General features: G+C 61.6%; 17 protein-coding genes. 11 read left to right on the top strand and 6 right to left on the bottom strand.

Translation table 11 applies throughout. The annotated features are described in order from the left end of the window. The first annotated feature begins 7 nt into the window (after positions 1-7). The 3 genes from D1222_RS08735 (at position 8) to D1222_RS08725 (ending at position 3,415) form a co-directional block, all read left to right on the top strand. On the top strand, positions 8-1,264 hold the full coding sequence (locus D1222_RS08735; RefSeq protein ID WP_119453884.1) for a M24 family metallopeptidase: 1,257 nt from the start codon (positions 8-10) through the stop codon (positions 1,262-1,264). Between the two features lie 89 nt (positions 1,265-1,353). Continuing rightward, positions 1,354-2,190 (top strand): SIMPL domain-containing protein, encoded by an 837-nt coding sequence (locus D1222_RS08730; RefSeq protein ID WP_119453883.1) that lies wholly within the window; start codon positions 1,354-1,356, stop codon positions 2,188-2,190. A gap of 124 nt (positions 2,191-2,314) precedes the next feature. Continuing rightward, positions 2,315-3,415 carry a Zn-dependent alcohol dehydrogenase gene (locus tag D1222_RS08725; RefSeq protein WP_119453882.1) on the top strand — a complete coding sequence of 367 codons (1,101 nt, stop codon included), beginning with the start codon at positions 2,315-2,317 and terminating at the stop codon, positions 3,413-3,415. Here D1222_RS08725 and D1222_RS08720 read toward each other — a convergent pair. Both D1222_RS08720 and D1222_RS08715 read right to left on the bottom strand, forming a co-directional pair. Beyond that, the gene (locus D1222_RS08720) at positions 3,412-4,158 is read right to left on the bottom strand and encodes an enoyl-CoA hydratase/isomerase family protein (protein ID WP_119453881.1); all 747 of its coding nucleotides are present in this window, start codon (positions 4,156-4,158) and stop codon (positions 3,412-3,414) included. The genes D1222_RS08725 and D1222_RS08720 overlap by 4 nt on opposite strands. 82 nt (positions 4,159-4,240) lie before the next feature. Continuing rightward, on the bottom strand, positions 4,241-4,984 hold the full coding sequence (locus tag D1222_RS08715; protein WP_119453880.1) for a hypothetical protein: 744 nt from the start codon (positions 4,982-4,984) through the stop codon (positions 4,241-4,243). Between the two features lie 199 nt (positions 4,985-5,183). On the opposite strand from D1222_RS08715, the gene D1222_RS08710 reads away from it, so the two are divergent. The 3 genes from D1222_RS08710 to D1222_RS08700 all read left to right on the top strand — a co-directional run bounded on the left by D1222_RS08710 (position 5,184) and on the right by D1222_RS08700 (position 8,660). Beyond that, on the top strand, positions 5,184-6,755 hold the full coding sequence (locus D1222_RS08710; RefSeq protein ID WP_119453879.1) for an NAD(P)/FAD-dependent oxidoreductase: 1,572 nt from the start codon (positions 5,184-5,186) through the stop codon (positions 6,753-6,755). Between the two features lie 9 nt (positions 6,756-6,764). Next, complete coding sequence (locus tag D1222_RS08705; protein WP_119453878.1) at positions 6,765-7,322, top strand: RidA family protein; 558 nt, start codon at positions 6,765-6,767, stop codon at positions 7,320-7,322. A 99-nt stretch (positions 7,323-7,421) separates the two neighbouring features. Then, complete coding sequence (locus D1222_RS08700) at positions 7,422-8,660, top strand: AI-2E family transporter (protein WP_119453877.1); 1,239 nt, start codon at positions 7,422-7,424, stop codon at positions 8,658-8,660. Here D1222_RS08700 and D1222_RS08695 read toward each other — a convergent pair. After that, on the bottom strand, positions 8,657-9,967 hold the full coding sequence (locus D1222_RS08695) for an MFS transporter (protein WP_119453876.1): 1,311 nt from the start codon (positions 9,965-9,967) through the stop codon (positions 8,657-8,659). The two genes, D1222_RS08700 and D1222_RS08695, sit on opposite strands and share 4 nt — an antisense overlap. Before the next feature lie 139 nt (positions 9,968-10,106). Here D1222_RS08695 and D1222_RS08690 point away from each other — a divergent pair, with 139 nt between their 5' ends. After that, positions 10,107-10,712, top strand: a complete 606-nt coding sequence (locus D1222_RS08690) for a YqaA family protein (RefSeq protein ID WP_119453875.1) — start codon at positions 10,107-10,109, stop codon at positions 10,710-10,712. Positions 10,713-10,796: 84 nt separating this feature from the next. Further along, complete coding sequence (locus D1222_RS08685; RefSeq protein ID WP_119453874.1) at positions 10,797-11,999, top strand: serine hydrolase domain-containing protein; 1,203 nt, start codon at positions 10,797-10,799, stop codon at positions 11,997-11,999. A 215-nt stretch (positions 12,000-12,214) separates the two neighbouring features. On the opposite strand, the gene D1222_RS08680 is transcribed toward D1222_RS08685, so the two are convergent. Continuing rightward, positions 12,215-14,182, bottom strand: coding sequence for a putative bifunctional diguanylate cyclase/phosphodiesterase (locus tag D1222_RS08680; RefSeq protein ID WP_119453873.1), 1,968 nt, complete (start codon positions 14,180-14,182; stop codon positions 12,215-12,217). Between the two features lie 234 nt (positions 14,183-14,416). Between D1222_RS08680 and hslO the strand changes: the two genes are divergently transcribed. Beyond that, entirely contained in the window at positions 14,417-15,304 is an 888-nt protein-coding gene (gene hslO / locus D1222_RS08675; protein WP_233348615.1) for an Hsp33 family molecular chaperone HslO, read from the top strand. Positions 15,305-15,466: 162 nt separating this feature from the next. Then, complete coding sequence (locus tag D1222_RS08670) at positions 15,467-16,477, top strand: NADP-dependent oxidoreductase (RefSeq protein WP_119453871.1); 1,011 nt, start codon at positions 15,467-15,469, stop codon at positions 16,475-16,477. Here the strand turns inward: D1222_RS08670 and D1222_RS08665 are convergent. After that, the gene (locus D1222_RS08665; protein ID WP_182481924.1) at positions 16,474-17,103 is read right to left on the bottom strand and encodes a 1-acyl-sn-glycerol-3-phosphate acyltransferase; all 630 of its coding nucleotides are present in this window, start codon (positions 17,101-17,103) and stop codon (positions 16,474-16,476) included. The two genes, D1222_RS08670 and D1222_RS08665, sit on opposite strands and share 4 nt — an antisense overlap. A gap of 2 nt (positions 17,104-17,105) precedes the next feature. Further along, a complete protein-coding gene (locus D1222_RS15750) occupies positions 17,106-17,261 on the bottom strand; it encodes a hypothetical protein (protein ID WP_182481923.1) in 156 nt (51 codons plus the stop codon). Between the two features lie 92 nt (positions 17,262-17,353). Between D1222_RS15750 and D1222_RS08660 the strand changes: the two genes are divergently transcribed. Continuing rightward, entirely contained in the window at positions 17,354-18,613 is a 1,260-nt protein-coding gene (locus D1222_RS08660) for a DNA-packaging protein (protein ID WP_119453869.1), read from the top strand. The last annotated feature ends 46 nt before the right edge of the window (positions 18,614-18,659 follow it).

Raw genomic sequence — 18,659 nt, 5'->3', positions numbered from 1 at the left:
ACGAAGCATGCTGACGAAACGCGACCTGTTGAAGCGAGGCGGCGCAGCCGGCCTGATCCTGGCTGCAGGCAGTGGTGCAGCCCGCGCCCAGGCGCCTGAAGCCGGCGCGCTGCAGAGCATGGCCGATGGCGCAGAGCCGATCAGCAAGGCTGAACACGAAGCCCGTATCGCGAAAGCCCAGACCCTCATGCAAGCGCAGGGCATCAGGGCGCTCATCATCGAGGCGGGGTCAGCGCTTGTCTATTTTACGGGTCTTCAATGGTGGCGCTCAGAGCGCTTCACCGGCGTCATCATCCCGCAAGAGGGCATGCCGGTCGTCATCACGCCTTACTTCGAGGAGCCATCCGTCCGCGAGACCGTGAAGGCAGATGTCGACGTGCGCACCTGGCACGAGAATGAGAACCCGTTCGCGCTGGTTGCGGCAACTCTCGGCGACTGGGGCTATGAGGATGGCAAGCTCGCCATTGAGGAAACCGTCCGGCACTTTGTTTCAAATGGTGTGGCGGAAGCCGCGCCCGCTTTCAGTCTCGTATCTGGCATGAGCGTGACGCGCGGTGTGCGCATGTACAAATCGCCCGCCGAGATCGCGCTGATGCAGACGGCGAACGACATCACGCTCGCGGCCTATAAACACATCTATCCGCGCGTTGAGCTTGGTATGAGCCAGGGCGACATCTCGGCGATGATGAGCGATGCGACCCGCGAGCTTGGCGGCGCGGTTGAGTTTTCCATGGTGCTGCTGAATGAGGCGAGCGCCTATCCGCATGGCACGCGCAGCCCGCAGACCGTGCGCGAGGGCTCTGTCATCCTGATGGATTGCGGCTGCGGGGTGCATGATTACGAGTCCGATATTTCGCGCACTTGGGTGTTCGGTGAGCCGACCGCAAAGCAGCGCGAGGTGTGGAATACGGTGAAGGAAGGCCAGGAACTGGCGCTTGAAACCGCGCAGCCTGGCGTGCGGGCAGGCTTCGTCGATGAGACGGTGCGGGCCTTCTATGAGCAAAAAGGGTATGGGCCTCGCTACCGGACGCCGGGCCTCTCTCACAGGCTTGGTCACGGCATCGGCCTTGATGGTCATGAGCCGGTAAATTTCGTCGAAGGCGAAGACACACCGCTTGCCCCCGGCATGTGTTTTTCCAATGAGCCCGGCATCTATATCTTTGGTGAGTTCGGCGTGCGTCTGGAAGATTGCCTCTACATGACGCAAGACGGGCCGAAGCTGTTTAGCCCATTCTCAAAATCGATAGACGCGCCGTTCGGCTAAGCCAAAGTTCCCGAAATCGCCGCAAAGAATCCTCTGGCGAGCCATTTTGCTTTGTGCAAATCCTGTTGCAGATCAGAGGGGGACATCCAATGCGTCAGACCATTCCAGCACTTGCAGTCTTTGCGCTGGCCGCACCGGCCTTTGCCCAGGAGGCGGCGACTTTCAGCAAACCTTACTGGATCGATAATCCGGTCATTGAAGCGATCGGCCGCGCCGAGCTTCAGGTCAATCCGAACCGCTCGACCTTCTCTGTCGGCTTCAAGAACACGGCCGCAACGGCGGCTGAGGCGACCCGGCTGGCCACGGCCCGCGCCAAAAGCGCCTATGACGCGATGGAGCGTGTCGCTGGTGAGGACCTCACCATTGAAAGCCGCGTCAGCGTCTCGGCGATCTACAATCAGATTGAGGATGATGAGGGCAATCTCCGCACCGATTACTCGGCCGACAATATTCGCGCCTATGAAGCGACGGTGACCTATTCGGTCGGTGTGCGCGACCTGTCCAAGGCAAGCCGCACGCGAGCTGCAGCGCTCGCCATGGGGCCTGAGACCTCCAGCTATTTCAGCAATAGCCTCGAGCGCGACACGGATGTGCTGCAGGCTGCTTACCGCGCCGCCATCGTCGATGCGCGAGAGCGCGCGCAGCTGATGGCAGACGCCGTCGGGGTGAGCCTCGGCCGGCTTCTGGTGGTGCAGGAAGGCTCTGGCCCGTGCCTTGGTGAATGGCGCGGTTCTGAGGGCTATTCGCTCTACAGCGCGCCGCCGCCGCCAGCTCCGCCGCCACCACCGCCACCACCGCCGCCGCCGCCAGGCCCGGGCACTTCGCAGATCACCGATGACGATCTCGACGCACTGGAGCTGCCGAATACGCCGGACCGGATGGGCGTTAGCGCCGAAGCCTGCCTCGTCTACGAGATCCGCCAGTAAGTGGAAGCGGCGTTGCCCAAAGGGTGACGCCGCGTCTGCAATGACAGGTCTCTGACCTCATGGTAGCGTTTTCTCCAGCTTGAAGAGGCTGCGCCAAAGCAGCCCGCAAACAGGAGGAAACCCCATGAAAGCTGCCGTACTGCGCGAGCCGAATAAGCCGCTGTCGATTGAAGAGGTCTCGATTTCCAAACCGGGGCCGCGTGAGGTGCTGGTGCGCCTTAAGGCGGTTGGCGTCTGCCATTCTGACGTGCACTTCTGGGATGGGGCTTTCCCGCACGAACTGCCGACGATCCTTGGCCATGAGAGCGCGGGCGTGGTCGAGCAGGTGGGCAGCATGGTGTCGGCCGTGAAGTCGGGCGATCATGTCGTCTCGATCCTCTCGCCCTTCTGCGGGACGTGCGAGCACTGCCTGACAGGCCACATGTCGGTCTGCCACACGGTGAACCGGCCCCTTTTCCAGCGCGCCGATGATGACGCGCCGCGGCTTTATGCGGGCAAGGAAAAGCTCAATCAGTTCCTGAACCTCTCTTCCTTTGCTGAGCAGATCCTGGTGCATGAAAACACGCTCTGCGCCATCGACCCTGAGATGCCGATGGACCGGGCCGCGCTAATCGGGTGCGGTGTGATTACCGGTGTCGGGTCCGTGTTTCATGCAGCCCAGGTCGAGCCGGGTTCAACGGTTGCCGTGGTAGGCTGCGGCGGTGTGGGCCTATCGGCCATCAATGGCGCGGCGATTGCCGGGGCGAGCCGGATCATCGCAATCGACCTTTCCGACGACAAGCTGAAGATGGCCAAGAAGTTTGGCGCGACCGATTTCGTCAATCCGAAGAATGGCGATCCGATCGAGCAGGTCAAAGAGCTGACCGGCGGCGGCGTGCATTACTCATTTGAGTGTATCGGCCTCAAGCAGACCGCCGAGCAGTCCTATCTGATGCTGCGCCCCCGCGGCGTCTCCACGATTATCGGCATGATCCCGCCGGGCGTGAACATCGAAGTGCCGGGCATCGAGCTTCTGGTGACCGAGAAGCGGCTGCAGGGCGCTGTCATGGGCTCGAACCGGTTCCGGGTCGATTTCCCGCGCCTGATCGAGCTCTACAAGCAGGGCCGCCTGCACCTCGACGATCTCGTCTCCGACCGGATCGGCCTGGACGGGATCACCGGCGCGCTGCAGAACCTCAAGGACAATAAGGGCACGGTCGCCCGCCAGGTGGTGATGTTCGACTAGCTGGTCTCTGCCTTGCGCTGGCGGATGTTTCGCCGGACGAAGGAAGACTGGGAGCGCTCTTCAAGCTCCATCAGCAGGGCAGGGTCGGGCATCTCCAGCGCGGCGTCGAGCGTTCGCTTGGTGACGCGCAGGGCGTCCGGCGCCGCCTGCAGCATTTCGGTGGCCAGCTGGTTGCCATAGGCCATGAGCTCGTCTGGTTCGACGACGGCGGAGACAATGCCATGGCCGAGCGCCTGATCGGCGTTCATCGGGCGTGAGGTGAAGAGAAACTCACGCGCTGCCGAGATACCCATGGTGCGCTGAAGCCGCCAGCTGACACCAAGCTCTGAGCCAGAGAGGCCGATCTTGATGAAGGCCGGCACAAGCATGGCGCCCTTGGCGGCGACGATGATGTCGCTGGCGAGCGCGAGGGCGAGACCGCCGCCGGCGGCTGCGCCGTTGACGAGAGAGATGATTGGCTGAGGGCAGGCGCGCATTGCCTTTACCGTATCGCGCAGGCGCCAGTCACCGCGCGGGCCATCGCGCAGGGCTTCGGGTGTGCCGCCTGCTTTCAGGTCAGCGCCCGCATTGAAGGCGCGCCCTTCGCCGGTGAGGATAACAACGCGGACGTCTTCGTTGCGCCGGAGGCTTTCAAAGAGCTCCAGAAGCTCTACCGACATCGGCTCATTTATGGCGTTCATCCGCTCTGGCCGGTTGAATTTGACCGTCCAGACGCCGTCGCCTTTTTCCACTTTCAACGCCATTGCCTGCTTCCTCTTATCCTCTGTTGAGAGATTGAGTAGCAGAGGCCGCGGCGCTGTCTAATGGGGACGCAAGGGCAAGTGGTCAGAAGCTTTTGCTGACCCAGAAGCGGAAGTCCTGATCCGGGGCCTCGTCCGTCAGCCCGAAAAGTGTGCCGACGGTCCAGCCAAATCCGTTGGGTAGATCGCCGCTCAATGTCGGGCCAAGCTCCTGAACCTGACCGTCCATGCCAAAATCGTCGCTATCGCCGAGATTTGTGAAGCTGAGCAGGGAGATGTCGTATTGCTCGGTTGCCTGCCAGATCAGGCTGGAGCGCAGTTCAAAGGCGACAGCCCGGCTGGCAGTCTCACCAAACTGGCGCGTCGCGATGAACTGGGCGCGGGCTCTCAGCCGGTCAGACAATCGCCATTGGTTGAGCCAGTTAAAGCCGATCCGCTCTGGGTCAGGCCCGTTGGACAGGCGAGCATCAAAGCGGATGCCGGTTTGCCAAACGGGGGCATTCTCCGGCGAAAGCTCTATCAGGTATTCAGCGTTTAGATTGTCAAAGCGCGGGTCTGCCCCGGGCCGGTCCTCAAAGTTTGCAAAGACCTTGAAGGCCGTACGCTCGTTGAGTGCGGCGCCAAAATCAACGCGGTGTGCGAAGTTGTCGCCGACACCTTCCTCTCCCGGTATCCAGCCGAGGCGGTACTCTACCGATCTGTCGCCAGCTGAGACTGTCGGGCCGGAGACAGAAGAGGTGTTCTGGGCATCTGCGGCATTGCAGATGAGGAGCGCAGCCACTGTGATTGCAAACACAGCTCGCAAAGCGGCGCTGAGAACGGCGGACATTTCGAACTCCTGAGACCAAGGCCCGCTGAAGCAGCGTGACGGTTTTGTGTCAGCTGGTGGCCAGATGTGAATTTCCAAGGGCAGGACTGCCTGACGCGTCACAAATTTTGGTCAGCGTGCCGGTTTTCCGGGCCGAACCACCGGAATTGCTGGCCATGCCACATTGCCTGGCGTGAAAATCGCCCGCTGAGGGGGCGATATGGGCCAGTCGATTTCTAGACGCGATGTGATCTGGAATTTTTCCCGGGTGATGGGGGTCGCCGGGGCATACACAGCGATAGAGGCGTTGGGGCTGGTCGCTGAGGCTGGCCCATATCGTGGCCCTCCAGAGGCCGATGCCATACATGGGGCGGGACAGCGTGTCGTCATTCTGGGGGCGGGCATTGCAGGGCTGGTCGCCGCGCACGAGCTAAAGAAGGCGGGATATGAGGTCACCGTCCTGGAGGCGCGCGAGCGTCCGGGCGGGCGGGTCTGGACGGTGCGCAGGGGCAGCGTGCTGGAGCATGACCATCTGCCGCCGCAGCGCTGCAGCTTTGATGCAGGCCACTATTTCAATGCGGGCGCCGCGCGGATCCCCTCAGTTCACACAGGCGTGCTGGACTATTGCCGGGAGTTCGGAGTGCGGCTTGAAGCGCTGGTCAATGAAAGCGGCGCGTCCAAATTTGTGAGTTCAAAACTGCGCAATGGCGTTCCGGTCGACCACAGACAGGTCAAGAATGACCTGCGCGGCGGGGTGAGCGAACTGCTGGCCAAGGTTGCTGGCAAGGGCGCGCTCGATAGCGAATTGTCGGCGCAGGACAAGGAAAGGCTGCTCGACTTCCTGTCTGTCTATGGGGCGTTGGGCGGCGAGCGTGTCTATGCGGGCAGTGACCGTAGCGGCTTTGAGGTTGAGCCGACCGTCCTCAATGTCTCCTCTACACCGCGGCCAGCCATCCCACTGACAGAGCTGATCGCCGAGGGTTCACTTGCAGGCAATCTGCTTTTCACCGAGGGGCTCTTCCAGCAGGCGACCATGCTGCAGCCGGTCGATGGCATGGATGCCATTCCATATGCCTTTGCCGCGCGTCTTCGCCGTGAAATCGAATATGGCGTCCGGGTCAGCTATTTCGGGCGTAGCGGTGACGGTGTGCGTGTTCTCTATGACAAGAAGGATGGCACCAGCGCCGCGATCGATGCCGATTTCTGTATCTGTACGCTGCCATTCTCAATCGTGCAGAAGCTACAGACGGGCCTGTCAGCACCCGTAAAGCAAGGCATCAAGGCGTTCAGATACAGCGCTGCGGGCAAGGTGGCCTGGCAGTCGCCGCGCTTCTGGGAGACCGACGAGTATATCTATGGCGGCATTTCCTTCGTCGACAGCGACTCCAATATGGCCTGGTATCCGAGCGGGGACTTCCAGGCCCGGGAAGGCGTCCTGATCGGGACCTATAATTTTGCCGACCAGTCGGAGCGCTTTGCCGCGATGAGCTGGGATGAGCAGTTCGCTGCCTCACGCGCTTCGGTGGACCGCATCCATCCCGGCAAGGCGGTGCAGCTCAGGCGGCCTGCCGGGGTGAACTGGGCCCATGTGCCTCATTCGATGGGGGCGTGGGCGAGCGAACGTGAGAGCGATCATCCGGGCAAGGCAGATGTGGATGCCGTCATGGGCGGCGACGGGCCCGTTGTCTTTGCCGGCCAGCATCTCAGCCCGATTGGCGCATGGATGGAAGCAGCTATAAGATCATCGCACCATGCGGTCGCGCAGGTGCACGAGCGTACCAGAGCAGGTTAGGGGACGAGCATGAAGATTTCGGATTTGCGGAGCGCAGGCACGATTATCGTGGCAGCTGCACTGGTCGCAGCGTGCGGCGGTGCAGGCGATGAGGGCGCGACTGAGGCGAGCGGTGAGGCCAAGGCGCCGGGCGTCGTCAACCGCATCGCGATACCCGGATCCGACTTTCCGATTTCCATGGCAATTGAGACCTCCGGCAATATCGAGACGATGTATGTCAGCGGCATCGTTCCGCAGGTCGTTGACCCGGACGCCGACCCGAACAGCCGCGACGCCTATGGTGATACCAAACGCCAGACCGAGACCGTGCTCGACGAGATGCGAAACCGGATGGAAGATGCTGGCTGGTCGCTCGGCGATATCGTCATGATGCGCGTCTATCTTGTCGGCGACGAGGCGACCGGTGGGCGGCTTGATTTTGCGGGTTTCATGGAAGGCTATTCGCAATACTTCGGCACGCCAGAGCAGCCGAACAAGCCAGCCCGCGCCGTGATGGAGGTTGCCGGCCTCATCCGTCCGGGCTGGCGCGTCGAGATCGAGGCGCAGGCGGCACGCCCCGCAGACTAGGCGTCGTCAGACGCGGTTGGGAACGCTCCTCGATTTTGCCCGTTAACCGATTGGTCTCCCGGCAAAGACGCCGGGAGTGGGCAATTCGGGTAGGGCGATTTGAAGAGCGGTATTCTGTCAGGCAAGGTCGAGCCGGCCACACATTGGGCCATTATCGGGCTGTTCGTCCTGGCGATTATCAGCGCGCTGTCGTTCGCTCAGGCTTTCTTCATTCCCGTTGTCTTCGCGTTGTTCCTCGCGCTGATTTTCAGCCCTGTCAGACGCTGGATGGGCAAGGCGGGTATTGGCCCGGCCTTCGCGGCAGCCATTATCATGACGGTCTTCTGCCTGGCCGCTTTCTCGACCCTGTATATCATCTCCAATTCGCTCGCGACGATCCTCAGCGACGAGCCGCAGATCATGAACCGGATCAAGGAGCGTCTGCAGGAGATCTCAGGCGTGCTCGAACCTGTCCGTGAGGCGGGCAAACAGATAGAGGAAATGCAGGGCGGCAATCAGGGCCCGGAGCGGGTGGTTGTCAGAGAAGAGGGCATTTTCAGTCTCTGGGCCGAGACGACCCCATACGTGCTGGGTCAGGCCGCGCTATCGATTGTCCTTGCGACCTTCCTGATCGGCTCTGGCGACATGTTCTATGAGAAGCTTGTGCGTGTCATGCCGACCGCGTCGCGAAAGCGCGTATCGGTGGGCATTGCCCGGGAAGTCGAAAACCAGCTTTCCACCTACTTCCTGACCATCTTTGCCATCAACCTTATCCTTGGCACCGTGATCGCGCTGGCGATGTGGGCGCTCGGAATGCCTGACCCTGTTTTCTTTGGCGTGATCGCATTCGCGCTGAACTTCATTCCCTATGTCGGCTCGCTCGCCGGGATCGGCTTTGCATTCGTGATGGCTCTTGTGACTTTTGATAGCGTCTTCATGACGCTTGCGCCCCCTTTCATTTATTGGCTGATCAACACTGCTGAGGGCCAGTTTATCACGCCCGTGGCTGTTGGACGTCGCCTCAAGCTGAATGCGGTCGCGGTCTTCCTGTCGCTCGCCTTCTGGGCCTGGCTCTGGTCATTCGTCGGCATGTTCCTGTCGACGCCAATGCTTATCGCGCTGAAGGCGTTCACTGAGCGCACGCCGGAGCTCTCCTGGCTCGATACCTTCCTGCAGGGGCGAACCGAATGCGACCCTGAGGATTCTGCGATCGTGAATGAGGCCTTGGATGAGGGGTCCGACGCCTGCGATAGGCCGGACCCAATTCTCGAGGAGGAGCTTGGCGATAGCTCTGCCTTGTCGGCAGACGAGAGCGTTGAAGACGAGGATGATGACCGGTTGGCGCCAGCGATCAGCTAGTCGTCCTTGGCCTGAACTTCTTCCAGACCAAGACTTGCGATGACCGACAGTGCGCTCATCCCGGCAAGAACGCCGATGACCGCCGATACGCCCGCAAATTCCGCCAGCAAGCTGAAGGCCCCGCCAGCAGCTAGCAACAGGCCGATGATGGTGTTCGACAGAGCTGTATAGGCTGCGCGCGTGTCTTGCGTCGCCATGTCGACGAGGTGGGTCGAGCGACCAAGGCGCACCCCCTGATAAGCCAGCATAAGTGCGAAGATAACGGCAGGCAGTCCCCAGACAGCGGTCAAAAGGCCAACGGCATCTAATGTCAGCGTGGCGGCGAGGGCAATCGTCGCTGCGATGGCTGAGAAGATGAGCACTTTGCGGCTGGAGCGGTCTGCAAGTCGGCCCCAGACATAGGAGCTGAGCAGCGAGGCGCCTGCAGACGCGATGACGAGAAGGCCGAGCCCGCCAAACGCATTTTCTGCCTCTCCATCAGAGCCGAGCGCCACCATGAAAGGCGGGGCGAGGGCGGTTGAGATCAGCAGGCCGCGGGCGGCGATGAAGCGGCGCAGCTGGGCGTCCCTGGCCAGAAGTCCGAAATTTTCCATGGCCGCTGACAGCGGATTCTCACCGCCTTCGGTTGCGCCAGCTTCTTCCTGGAGGGTCGAGAACAGAACGGCCGCAAGCAGCCACAGCCCCGCAGCGATGAGGAGGCCAGCAAGCACGACGGGCATGCGCGCAAGCGTGCCAGTGGCGAGGACCACGCCAAAGATGATGACAAATAGCGCCGCAAGTGAGCTGGCCGTGCCGGTGGCCGTGCCTCGCCTCGCCTTGGAGACGGTCTTGCCGAGCACGTCCTTGTACGTCACCGAACAGACACTTCGGGCGAGGGCAAGGATGCCAAGGGCTGTAACGATGGCGATGCCGGCTGCGGCCCCCTCTAGAAAGATTGCCGCTAGCGCGATGGATGCGGCGCTGAGACCCTGAACGGCACTTCCGATGCTCCACGCCCATTTGCGCTTTGCGAGGCGCCGCAAACTCGCCGCTGTAAGTAGCTGGGGTAGGAGGGCGCCAGATTCCCTGACTGGGACGAGTAGGCCGATATAGACAGCTGGCGCGCCAAGCTGGGTGAGTAGCCATGAGAGGACGAGTTTGGGGTCGATCAGCCCGTCGGCGGTCTTCGTGGCACCCAGCGACACGATATGAGTGATGAAGTTGCGCGGCTGATCATTGCACGCGCTTTCAGGAATATCCCGGCAGACGCGGCCATCATCGTCCGACGTCAGCATACGGTATGCCTTGTCGACTGTAGTTTCAGACATGATGCACGATCCCCGCTTCCCTCTAAGCCTTTGCGCAGGTAGGTCGCCGCTACAGGCCGTCAATATGGCTGCGCTCGACCGCGCGAGGGTTTCGCGGTAAAGCGGGGAACATCGCAGCGACGCGAACCGTTTGCGATGGATGACGCAGACCCTGACAGAGCAGCCGGACCAGTCGGTACGGGCGAAAATTGCATCCTGGGCGAAGGGGCCGCTTTTCTATCCCATCGCTGTTCTCGTCGGTTTTCTTGAAGGCAGCTTCGTCGTTGTGCCGATGGAGCCCGTCTACATTCCGATGATGGTGATGAAACGCAAACAGGCCTGGCTCGTCGCGCTGGCGCTGTTGCTCGGCAATGTGCTGGGCGGTCTGCTGATCTACTGGCTGGGCGCGGCGCTGGCTGATGATCTGCTACAGCCCATGATTTCCATGTTCGGTGCGCAGGAAACCTACGACGCGACGCTTCAGAAGCTGAGAGAGGACGGGTTTGCAACGCTGTTCATGATCGGTGTCACGCCATTTCCGTTTCAGGTGGGTGTGGCGGCTGCCGGCGCAGCGGGCTTCCCGATCCTGCTATTCATTGCTGCCGTTGCTTCGTCGCGTTCGATCAGGTTTCTGGCCATCGCTATCCTTGTCATGCTGGTCGGCCAGAGCGCGGAGAAGCTGCTCAAGAAATATGATGTCGAAATCCTCGTCGGCGGCCTTCTGCTGTTTGCCGGTTTCGCGACCTATCTCGTTTTCTTCAGCTGACCCTGCGTCAGATATCTCTCTGCTTGATATCGCAACTGCGCTCGTTTCATATCCGCGTCAAAAGACGAGGGAGAGACAAGCATCATGTCAGGTCAGGTTCACGGGCATTGCGACCCGAAGTTTGCTGAAATCCGGGAAGAGTTTGAGCGCAATTTCGCCGAGCGCGGCGAGAAGGGCGCATCGGTCTGCCTGAGTGTCGGCGGTGAGACGCTGGTCGACCTCTGGGGCGGGGTTGCCGATGTGAAGACGGGCGACGCCTGGCGCGAAGACACGGCCTCGATCGTCTTTTCCTGCACCAAAGCGGCGACCGCAATCTGCGCGCATATCCTGATTGACCGCGGCGAGCTTGAGCTGCAGGCGCCGGTTTCAAAGTACTGGCCCGAGTTTGCGAAGGCCGGGAAGGAAAAGACCACGGTCCAGATGATGCTGAACCATGAGAGCGCCATTCCGGCCCTGCGCGAGCCGGTGAAAGAGAAGGGCTTTCTCGACTGGGACTATATGATCAAGCGCATGGAAGATGAGCCAGCCTGGTGGGAGCCGGGCACGCGCAATGGCTATCATATGGTCAATTTTGGGTGGACAGTCGGTGAGCTGGTGCGCCGCGTTTCGGGCAAGTCGCTGGGGCAGTTCTTTGCTGATGAAGTGGCAGGCCCAACGGGCGCAAAATTCTGGATTGGCCTGCCTGATGGCGTTGAGCCGCACATGGCTGATATCCTGCCCTATATCCCGCAAAAGGGTGACCCGGTGTCGGATTTCGCCGGGCTGCTGATGGGAGACCCGACCTCCATTCAGGCGCTGTCTTTCCTGAACAATGGCGGTTGGGGCGCCAATGACAAGGATGCGCACAAGGCCGAGATTGGCGGGGCTGGCGGCATTTCCAATGCGCGCGGGCAGGTCGCCATGTATACGCCGCTTGCCGTGAATGACGGCTCGCTTGTCTCAAAGGACCGTGTGGCGGCGATGTCGATGGTGTCGACGGCGACGCAGCGGGATGCGACGCTTCTGGTGCCAACGCGCTTTGCGTCAGGCTTCATGAAGTCGATGGACAACCGCGCGCTGCCGGGGGCGCAGGCGCAGTCTGCGATCATGGGCAGGGAAGCGTTCGGTCATGTCGGCGCGGGCGGCCATATCGGCTTTGCTGACCCCGAATGCGGCCTCGCCTTCAGCTATACGATGTCACAGATGGGCCTGGGCCTTCTGATGAATGATCGCGGCCAGTCGCTGATCGATGCGGCATACCGGGCACTTGGCTATCGGTCGAATGCACCGGGCGCCTGGGTGAAATAGGCTAGACCAATTCCGCTTTCAGCGGGATCGGTCGTCGTTTTGTTTGCGCTCACGCCGGCCCGCTGAAGCTGCCACTGGCGTGGCCTTCTCCGCCTTCATTTCATCCACTGGATCAAATGATCGCTGCGCGATCGGCTCCGAAGCTCCGCGGGGGCGGCGCATTCGCGCCGGGCTCGCCTTGATCGCCCTCGCGTTCCGACGAAGTCGGAAACGCTCTAACTGGCCAGCGACATGAGCTGGTCGTGAAACTCGATTTGCAGGACCATATGCGTGTCGCCGCCAGAGAGGGGCTTCGAGTAATAGAAGCCCTGTATCTGGCCAGCGCCGAGATCGCTGATGAGGTCGAACTGCTCCTGCGTCTCTACACCTTCGACGACGCAGGACAGGCCCATATTCTCACAGAGATCGAGGATCGAGCGGAGTACGTTGGCGCTCTTCTGATTGTGGGTCAGGTCCCTGACGAAGCTGCGGTCAACCTTCAGCGCGTCGATTGGCAGACGGTGGACATAGGCAAGGCTGGAGAAGCCGGTGCCGAAGTCATCGATCGCAATGCGCGCACCGGCTGCCTTGATCTCTTCCAGCACGTCGAGTGCGCTTTCGAAGTCCTTGAGAACGGCAGATTCCGTGATCTCGAAGACGAGTCGTGAAACCGGGAAGCCAGCCTTGCGGGCGATGGAGAGAAGGCGGGACACGGCGCCCGGTGTGTTGAGGCTGACCGCTGAAAGGTTGAAGCTGAGCGTCAGGTCACCCGGCCACTGGCACGCCTCGGTGACCGCCTTACGGAAAAGGACTTCGCTCAGTCTGCCGATGATGCCAGCATTCTCTGCGATCTGAATGAAGCGGTCCGGGCGCACATTGCCCAGCGTTGGCGAATACCAACGGGCAAGGGCTTCGAGCCCGGACGTATGACCTTGGTGCAGGTCGAGCACAGGCTGGAACTCGACCGACATTTCCTTTTCGAGGTCTGCGTGGCGCAGGCCCTGCTCAATGGCGCTATTCTCGAAGACGAGGCGCTCATGCTCCTGTGAGAAGAAGACCGGTTCGGACTTGTTGTGATGTTTGGCGAAGTAGAGCGCATAGTCGGCCCGGTCGAAGAGGTGGCTGCGCGTGTCGGCGCTGTGCGGGAAGCGCGCCAGACCAATGGTGGCCGACAGGTTCGCAGACCCATCGTCAAATTCGAAGGGCTGACGCAGCGCTTCGCAGGCGCGGCGTGCAATCGCTGTCACTTCTTCATCGCTGAGCTGGCTACGGATCAGCAGGCCGAACTCGTCGCCAGCGAGCCGGGCGACTGTCGCATCATGGTCTGCGAAGGCCGCATTCAGGCGGTTTGCTGTTTCAATCAGGACGGCGTCGCCGGCGGGATGCCCGAAGACGTCATTGACCGCTTTGAAGCCATCGAGATCGAGCAGGGCGACGACAAAGGTGCGATCCTTTTCCCGGCATTCCTCGACGAGCTCATCGATCTCGAACAGGAACTGGCGGCGGTTGGGCAGGGCCGTCAGGCTGTCTGTATTGGCAAGGCGGTAGTTCTCCTCAGACAGGGCCTGAAGCTTGTCGCGTTGGCGACCATGCTCGATCTCCTGCTCGACCATCTGGACGAAGTCGCGCTCAAGATTGATCAGGATATGCCCCAGGACAATCGACACCAGAAGCAGATTGAAGGCCACGGACGAATAGGCAAACGAGCCTTGTGAGAAGAGGAGGATACAGGTCAGCGGCGTCACCGTCGCCAGCACCAGGATGGATGCCTGCCGCAGGTGTACAAGGCAGAAGGCACAGGCAGACACGGAGACGGCGTTGAAGAAGATGGCCTGCGCATTCTGGCCGGTATTGCCATAGGGCAGGAAGAATATGCCCCAGACGCCGAAAATGGCACCTACCGGCACGACGAGCAGGATGGTGTTGCGAAGGCTGCGGAAGATCTGGGCGTCGGTCAGCACCCGGTCGCGGCCTCGAATGTATTTGATGCTGCGCAGCGTCATGAAGCCAAGCATCACGGCAGGCAGGTGGATCGTCATGAGTTTCGGGGCTGCGCCGAGGTGTGTCAGCGACAGGCCAAGCAGGTTGATACCAAGGATGGAGTACATCAGCGGTATCTGCTTGCTGAGAGCCACATAACGGGCGCGGTTGACTTCGACGTGTTCTGGATCAAGTGTCAGAAATGAACGCAGGTTCGAAAGCACAGCGACGTCCTCTTTGATCTACTGGGAGTCCGGCTTAGGCAATTGAGCTTAAATTGCGCTTTCGCGCTTATGTTTGATTTCAACTAATTCGGTAAGGCGTGAGGCATTCGGCCAGGTTCAAGGCCCTGCAACCGCCTTCTTGTCTGTGGACATATGCACCGCCACATGACGCGCGAAGACGAGAGACAGCGAGGACTGAAAGTGAGCTCAGTATCACCAGCGCAAGACGATTTCGTGGCCGCATTTACCTCTGATGCGCTGCCGATTACCGGGCGGATCGTACGGATGGGGCCGCGGTCCCTGTCGCCAATACTACAGCGCCACGCCTATCCAGACCATCTTGGAGAAATCCTCGGTGAAGCCGTTCTGCTGTCCACGCTGATCGGGTCGGCGATGAAGTTTCAGGGCCGGATTCTGGCGCAGGCAGAAGGCGACGGGCCGGTCTCCATGCTGGTCGGTGAATACAGCACTGATGGCAGTGTGCGCGCCTATTCGCGCTTTGAGGCCGAACGCTGGGCTTATCTGGAGAAGGTAAATCGCGGAGAGAAGCCACACATGCCGCAGCTCTTCGGGCCGCAGGGTGCGCTGGCGCTGATCATCATCCAGGATAACCGCAACGTTCAGCCCTATCAGGGCATCGTACCGCTGATGAAAGGCTCTCTGGCTGAGTGCGCCGAGGACTATTTCCATCAGTCGCAGCAGGTTCAGACCTGTCTTGCGCTTTCGGTGAAGCGCGACGCGGCCGGTGAGTGGCATGCTGGCGGCATGATGATCCAGAAAATGGCGAGCGATGACGCGCGCGGCGACACTGATGACGGCTGGCGCGAGGCGATGGCGCTGTTCAACACGCTGGAAGCTGATGAGCTATGCTCAGAAGAGCTGCCGGCGCAGGATCTTCTCTACCGGCTGTTCCATGAGGGCGGGGTGCGGATGCAGTCGCCGGAGCCACTGGACGATAATTGCACCTGCAACGAGGAAAGGCTGCGCCACACGCTATCTGGCATGCCTGACGAGTCGCTGCGGGAGATGGCCGAAGAAGACGGCACGCTGGGCATCGACTGCCAGTTCTGCGCGCGCCACTACGACATCCCTGTCGATGCAGTGACCGGGGCGACGAACTAGTCACGGCAAGCGGGACGCGGCATGCGTTCCGCTTTGGCCGCTTCCCGTGAGGTCAGCATTGATCTCGCCGCGCCTTCTGCGCTTCAAGCATGTGAGAGAGATGCTGCGCCAAGAGTGCAGCCAAGATCATGCATGAAACTGGAGGAGCTCGCCGTGGCACGAATGAACAAGACCTGGATCCTGAAAAAGCGGCCTGTAGGTGATGTGGGCGAGGGCGACCTCGACCTCGTTGAAAGCCCGGTGCGTGATCTGAACGATGGCGAGGTGTGCCTGCGGACCATCTATCTGTCGCTGGACCCGACCAACCGCATCTGGATGTCAGACCGCGAGCAGTACATGCCGCCCGTCCAGATTGGCGATCCAATGCGCGGCGGCGGTATCTCCGTTGTCGAGGAGAGCCGTTTCGACGGACTGAAGGCAGGCGATATCGTCAATACCGGGCTTGGCCAGTGGTCGCTCTATCAGGTGAAACCGGGTGCCGAGGTCAACAAGCTGCCAGAGCTACCGGGCGTGCCGCTGACAGCGTTCATGGGCCCGATCGGCATGACAGGGATGACGGCGTATTTCGGCCTGATGGATATCGGTAAACCCAAGCCGGGCGAGACGGTCGTGGTGTCGGCGGCTGCTGGTGCTGTCGGCTCCATGGTTGGCCAGATTGCGAAAATTCAGGGATGCCGCGTCGTTGGCATTGCTGGCTCTGATGACAAGTGCAAATGGCTTACTGAGACCGCGGGCTTCGATGCCGCGATCAATTACAAGAAAGAGGATGTTGGCGCGGCGCTGGACCGCCATTGCCCGAACGGGATCGACATCAACTTCGAGAATGTCGGCGGCGAGATCATGGACACGATCCTGATGCGCCTCAATGATTTCGCGCGCATGCCGCTCTGCGGCCTGATCTCATCCTACAATGCGACTGAGCCGGTGCCGGGGCCATACAACTTCTCCATGCTGCTGATGCGGCATGTGACGCTCAAGGGCTTTATCGTGACCGACTATAGCGAGCGTTTTCCGGAAGGCATGCAGGCGATGGCGGGCTGGCTGATGGAGGGCAAGCTGAAGTTCGAGACCGATGTTGTCGAAGGACTTGAGAATGCGCCATCTTCGCTGGACCGGCTCTTCACTGGCAAGAACCTCGGCAAGCTGGTCGTGCAGGTGTCTGAGCCGAACTAGGGTTCGCCGTCTTCCGACATCGAGAACTTCGCGCGGTGGCGACCCTGCGCGTCGGCGTAGTATGCGCGGATGGCGGGCAGATCGGCGGCGTAGTCGCCTGTCGGCTGGAACAGGCCGCGCACCGCGATCGTGCGTGACCCATAGTCGAGAACGGTGATGAGCAGGGGCACTTTGGCGCGAAGAGCGATGCGGTAGAAGCCGCTCTTCCAGACCGGGGTGCCCGCGCGCGTGCCTTCCGGCGCGACGGCGAGGACGAGCCGGTCGGCAGTGTCGAAAGCGTCTGCCATCTGGTCGACGAATTCACCTGCGGCATCGCGGTCGACAGGTACGCAGCCAAGCCAGCGGATGAAGCCGCCCAGCGGGTGATCGACGAGGGATTTCTTGCCCATCCAGCGCAGCTTTACCCGGTAGTATCCGGCCGCCATGAGCATCCAGAACCCATCCCAGTTCGACGTGTGCGGGGCAGCGACGAGGACGACCTTGTCGGCCTGTGGCCAGTCGCCATCGACCTTCCAGCCCCCGGCCCGGAGAATGAGGGCGCAGACCTGTCGCCAGACCCACGAGACGGCAGATGAGCCAGCCGAAGGCGCGGGCCGGCCCTTCGAAAGTGGCGACTTGGCAGCCACGCTCAGTCTTTGCGTTTCTTGACGGCGCCCTGAAGCGTGAAACTGAACGCGAGAGACAGGATCAGCGGGACCCAGATCGGCAGGGTGCCGAGGCCCGGCGTTTCCAGCGCGGCAGCAAGGTGGTCGTCAACGCACCACCAGAGCAAGAACAGGAACATGTTGGCTTCCTCCCCACGCTGCCAAGCTTAGCAGGCTGGGGCGGGGCGGCAATCTCTCCGACCGTGTTGTGTGCGCAGCTAGTCTGCGGGCGATGACAGATACAGTGAATGAGCTGGCGGGCGATGCAGCCCTGCCATTCGTGCTGACGGCGCGTGGCCCCCAGTGTGCGCCCGCTGGCGACTGGAATAGCTGGCTGGCGCTTGGCGGGCGGGGGTCTGGCAAGACGCGGGCGGGGGCTGAATGGGTGCGCTTTGGCGCGCTGTTCGGCGGGCTGCGCTCCATCGCTCTGGTCGGGCCGACCCTGCATGATGTGCGCGAAACGATGATCGACGGGGTGTCTGGCCTCTGCCAGATCGCGCGGCCAGGCGAAGCGCCGCCTGTCTATGAAAGCTCCCGCAGGCGGCTGGTCTGGCCGAATGGCGCGGTGGCGCAGGCTTTTTCGTCGGAGGATCCGGACAGTCTACGCGGCCCGCAATTTGACGCGGCGTGGTGCGATGAGGTCGCGGCCTGGAAACGGGACAAGGATACGTTCGAAATGCTGCAGCTTGGCCTGCGCCTCGGGCGGCATCCGCGCGCTGTCATAACGACGACGCCCCGGCGAACGCCGCTCATCCGTCAGCTGATGAGTGAAGGCGGTGTGGCAGTGACCCGAAGCGCCACGCGGGACAATGCCGAGTACCTGTCGCCTGCCTTCATCTCTCACATTGAGGCGCGCATGGGCGGCACGCGGCTGGGCCGTCAGGAGCTGGAGGGAGAGTTTCTCGAGGCTGAAGACGGTGTTTTCTGGACACGTGCCATGCTGTTGGCCGCGCGCGCCGGCAGGCCTCCGCCGCAGCTGGGCGATATCATCGTCGCGGTCGATCCGCCTGTCAGTATCGGGGACAGCGCCGACGCCTGCGGCCTGATCGCGGCAGGCGCGACCAATGCGGCCGGCGGCGGGGTTCAATTCTGGGTCCTGGAGGATGCGACACTTCAGGGAAAATCGCCTGCCGTATGGGCTGAAGCGGCCGTGACGCTGGCGGTGCGCCTGGGCGCGAGCCGGATCGTTGCCGAGGCCAATCAGGGCGGCGAGCTGGTCCGGTCAGTCTTGCGGTCAGGCGGATGCGATGTGCCGATCCAGCTGGTGCATGCGCGGCTTTCAAAGACAGCGCGGGCGGCACCCGTGATCGCGCTTTATGAGCGTGGGCGAGTGTCGCATGCGGGACAGTTTGCCGAACTGGAAGAAGAGATGCTGCAGTTTGGCAGCAGCGGGATGCAGGGCTCTCCCGACAGGGTGGATGCACTGGTCTGGGCGATCACGACGCTGGAGACGGCTACGGGACGTCAGCCCAGTATTCGTCAGCTTTGGTAGCTTCGTGCGTGCACGGATGGTGTCGTGTCCCGAACGATCCTGCCGC

It is taken from the genome of Henriciella algicola (assembly GCF_003576245.1).
In the GTDB taxonomy this organism is placed as follows: domain Bacteria; phylum Pseudomonadota; class Alphaproteobacteria; order Caulobacterales; family Hyphomonadaceae; genus Henriciella; species Henriciella algicola.
This window is presented reverse-complemented; position numbering and strand designations above follow the sequence as displayed.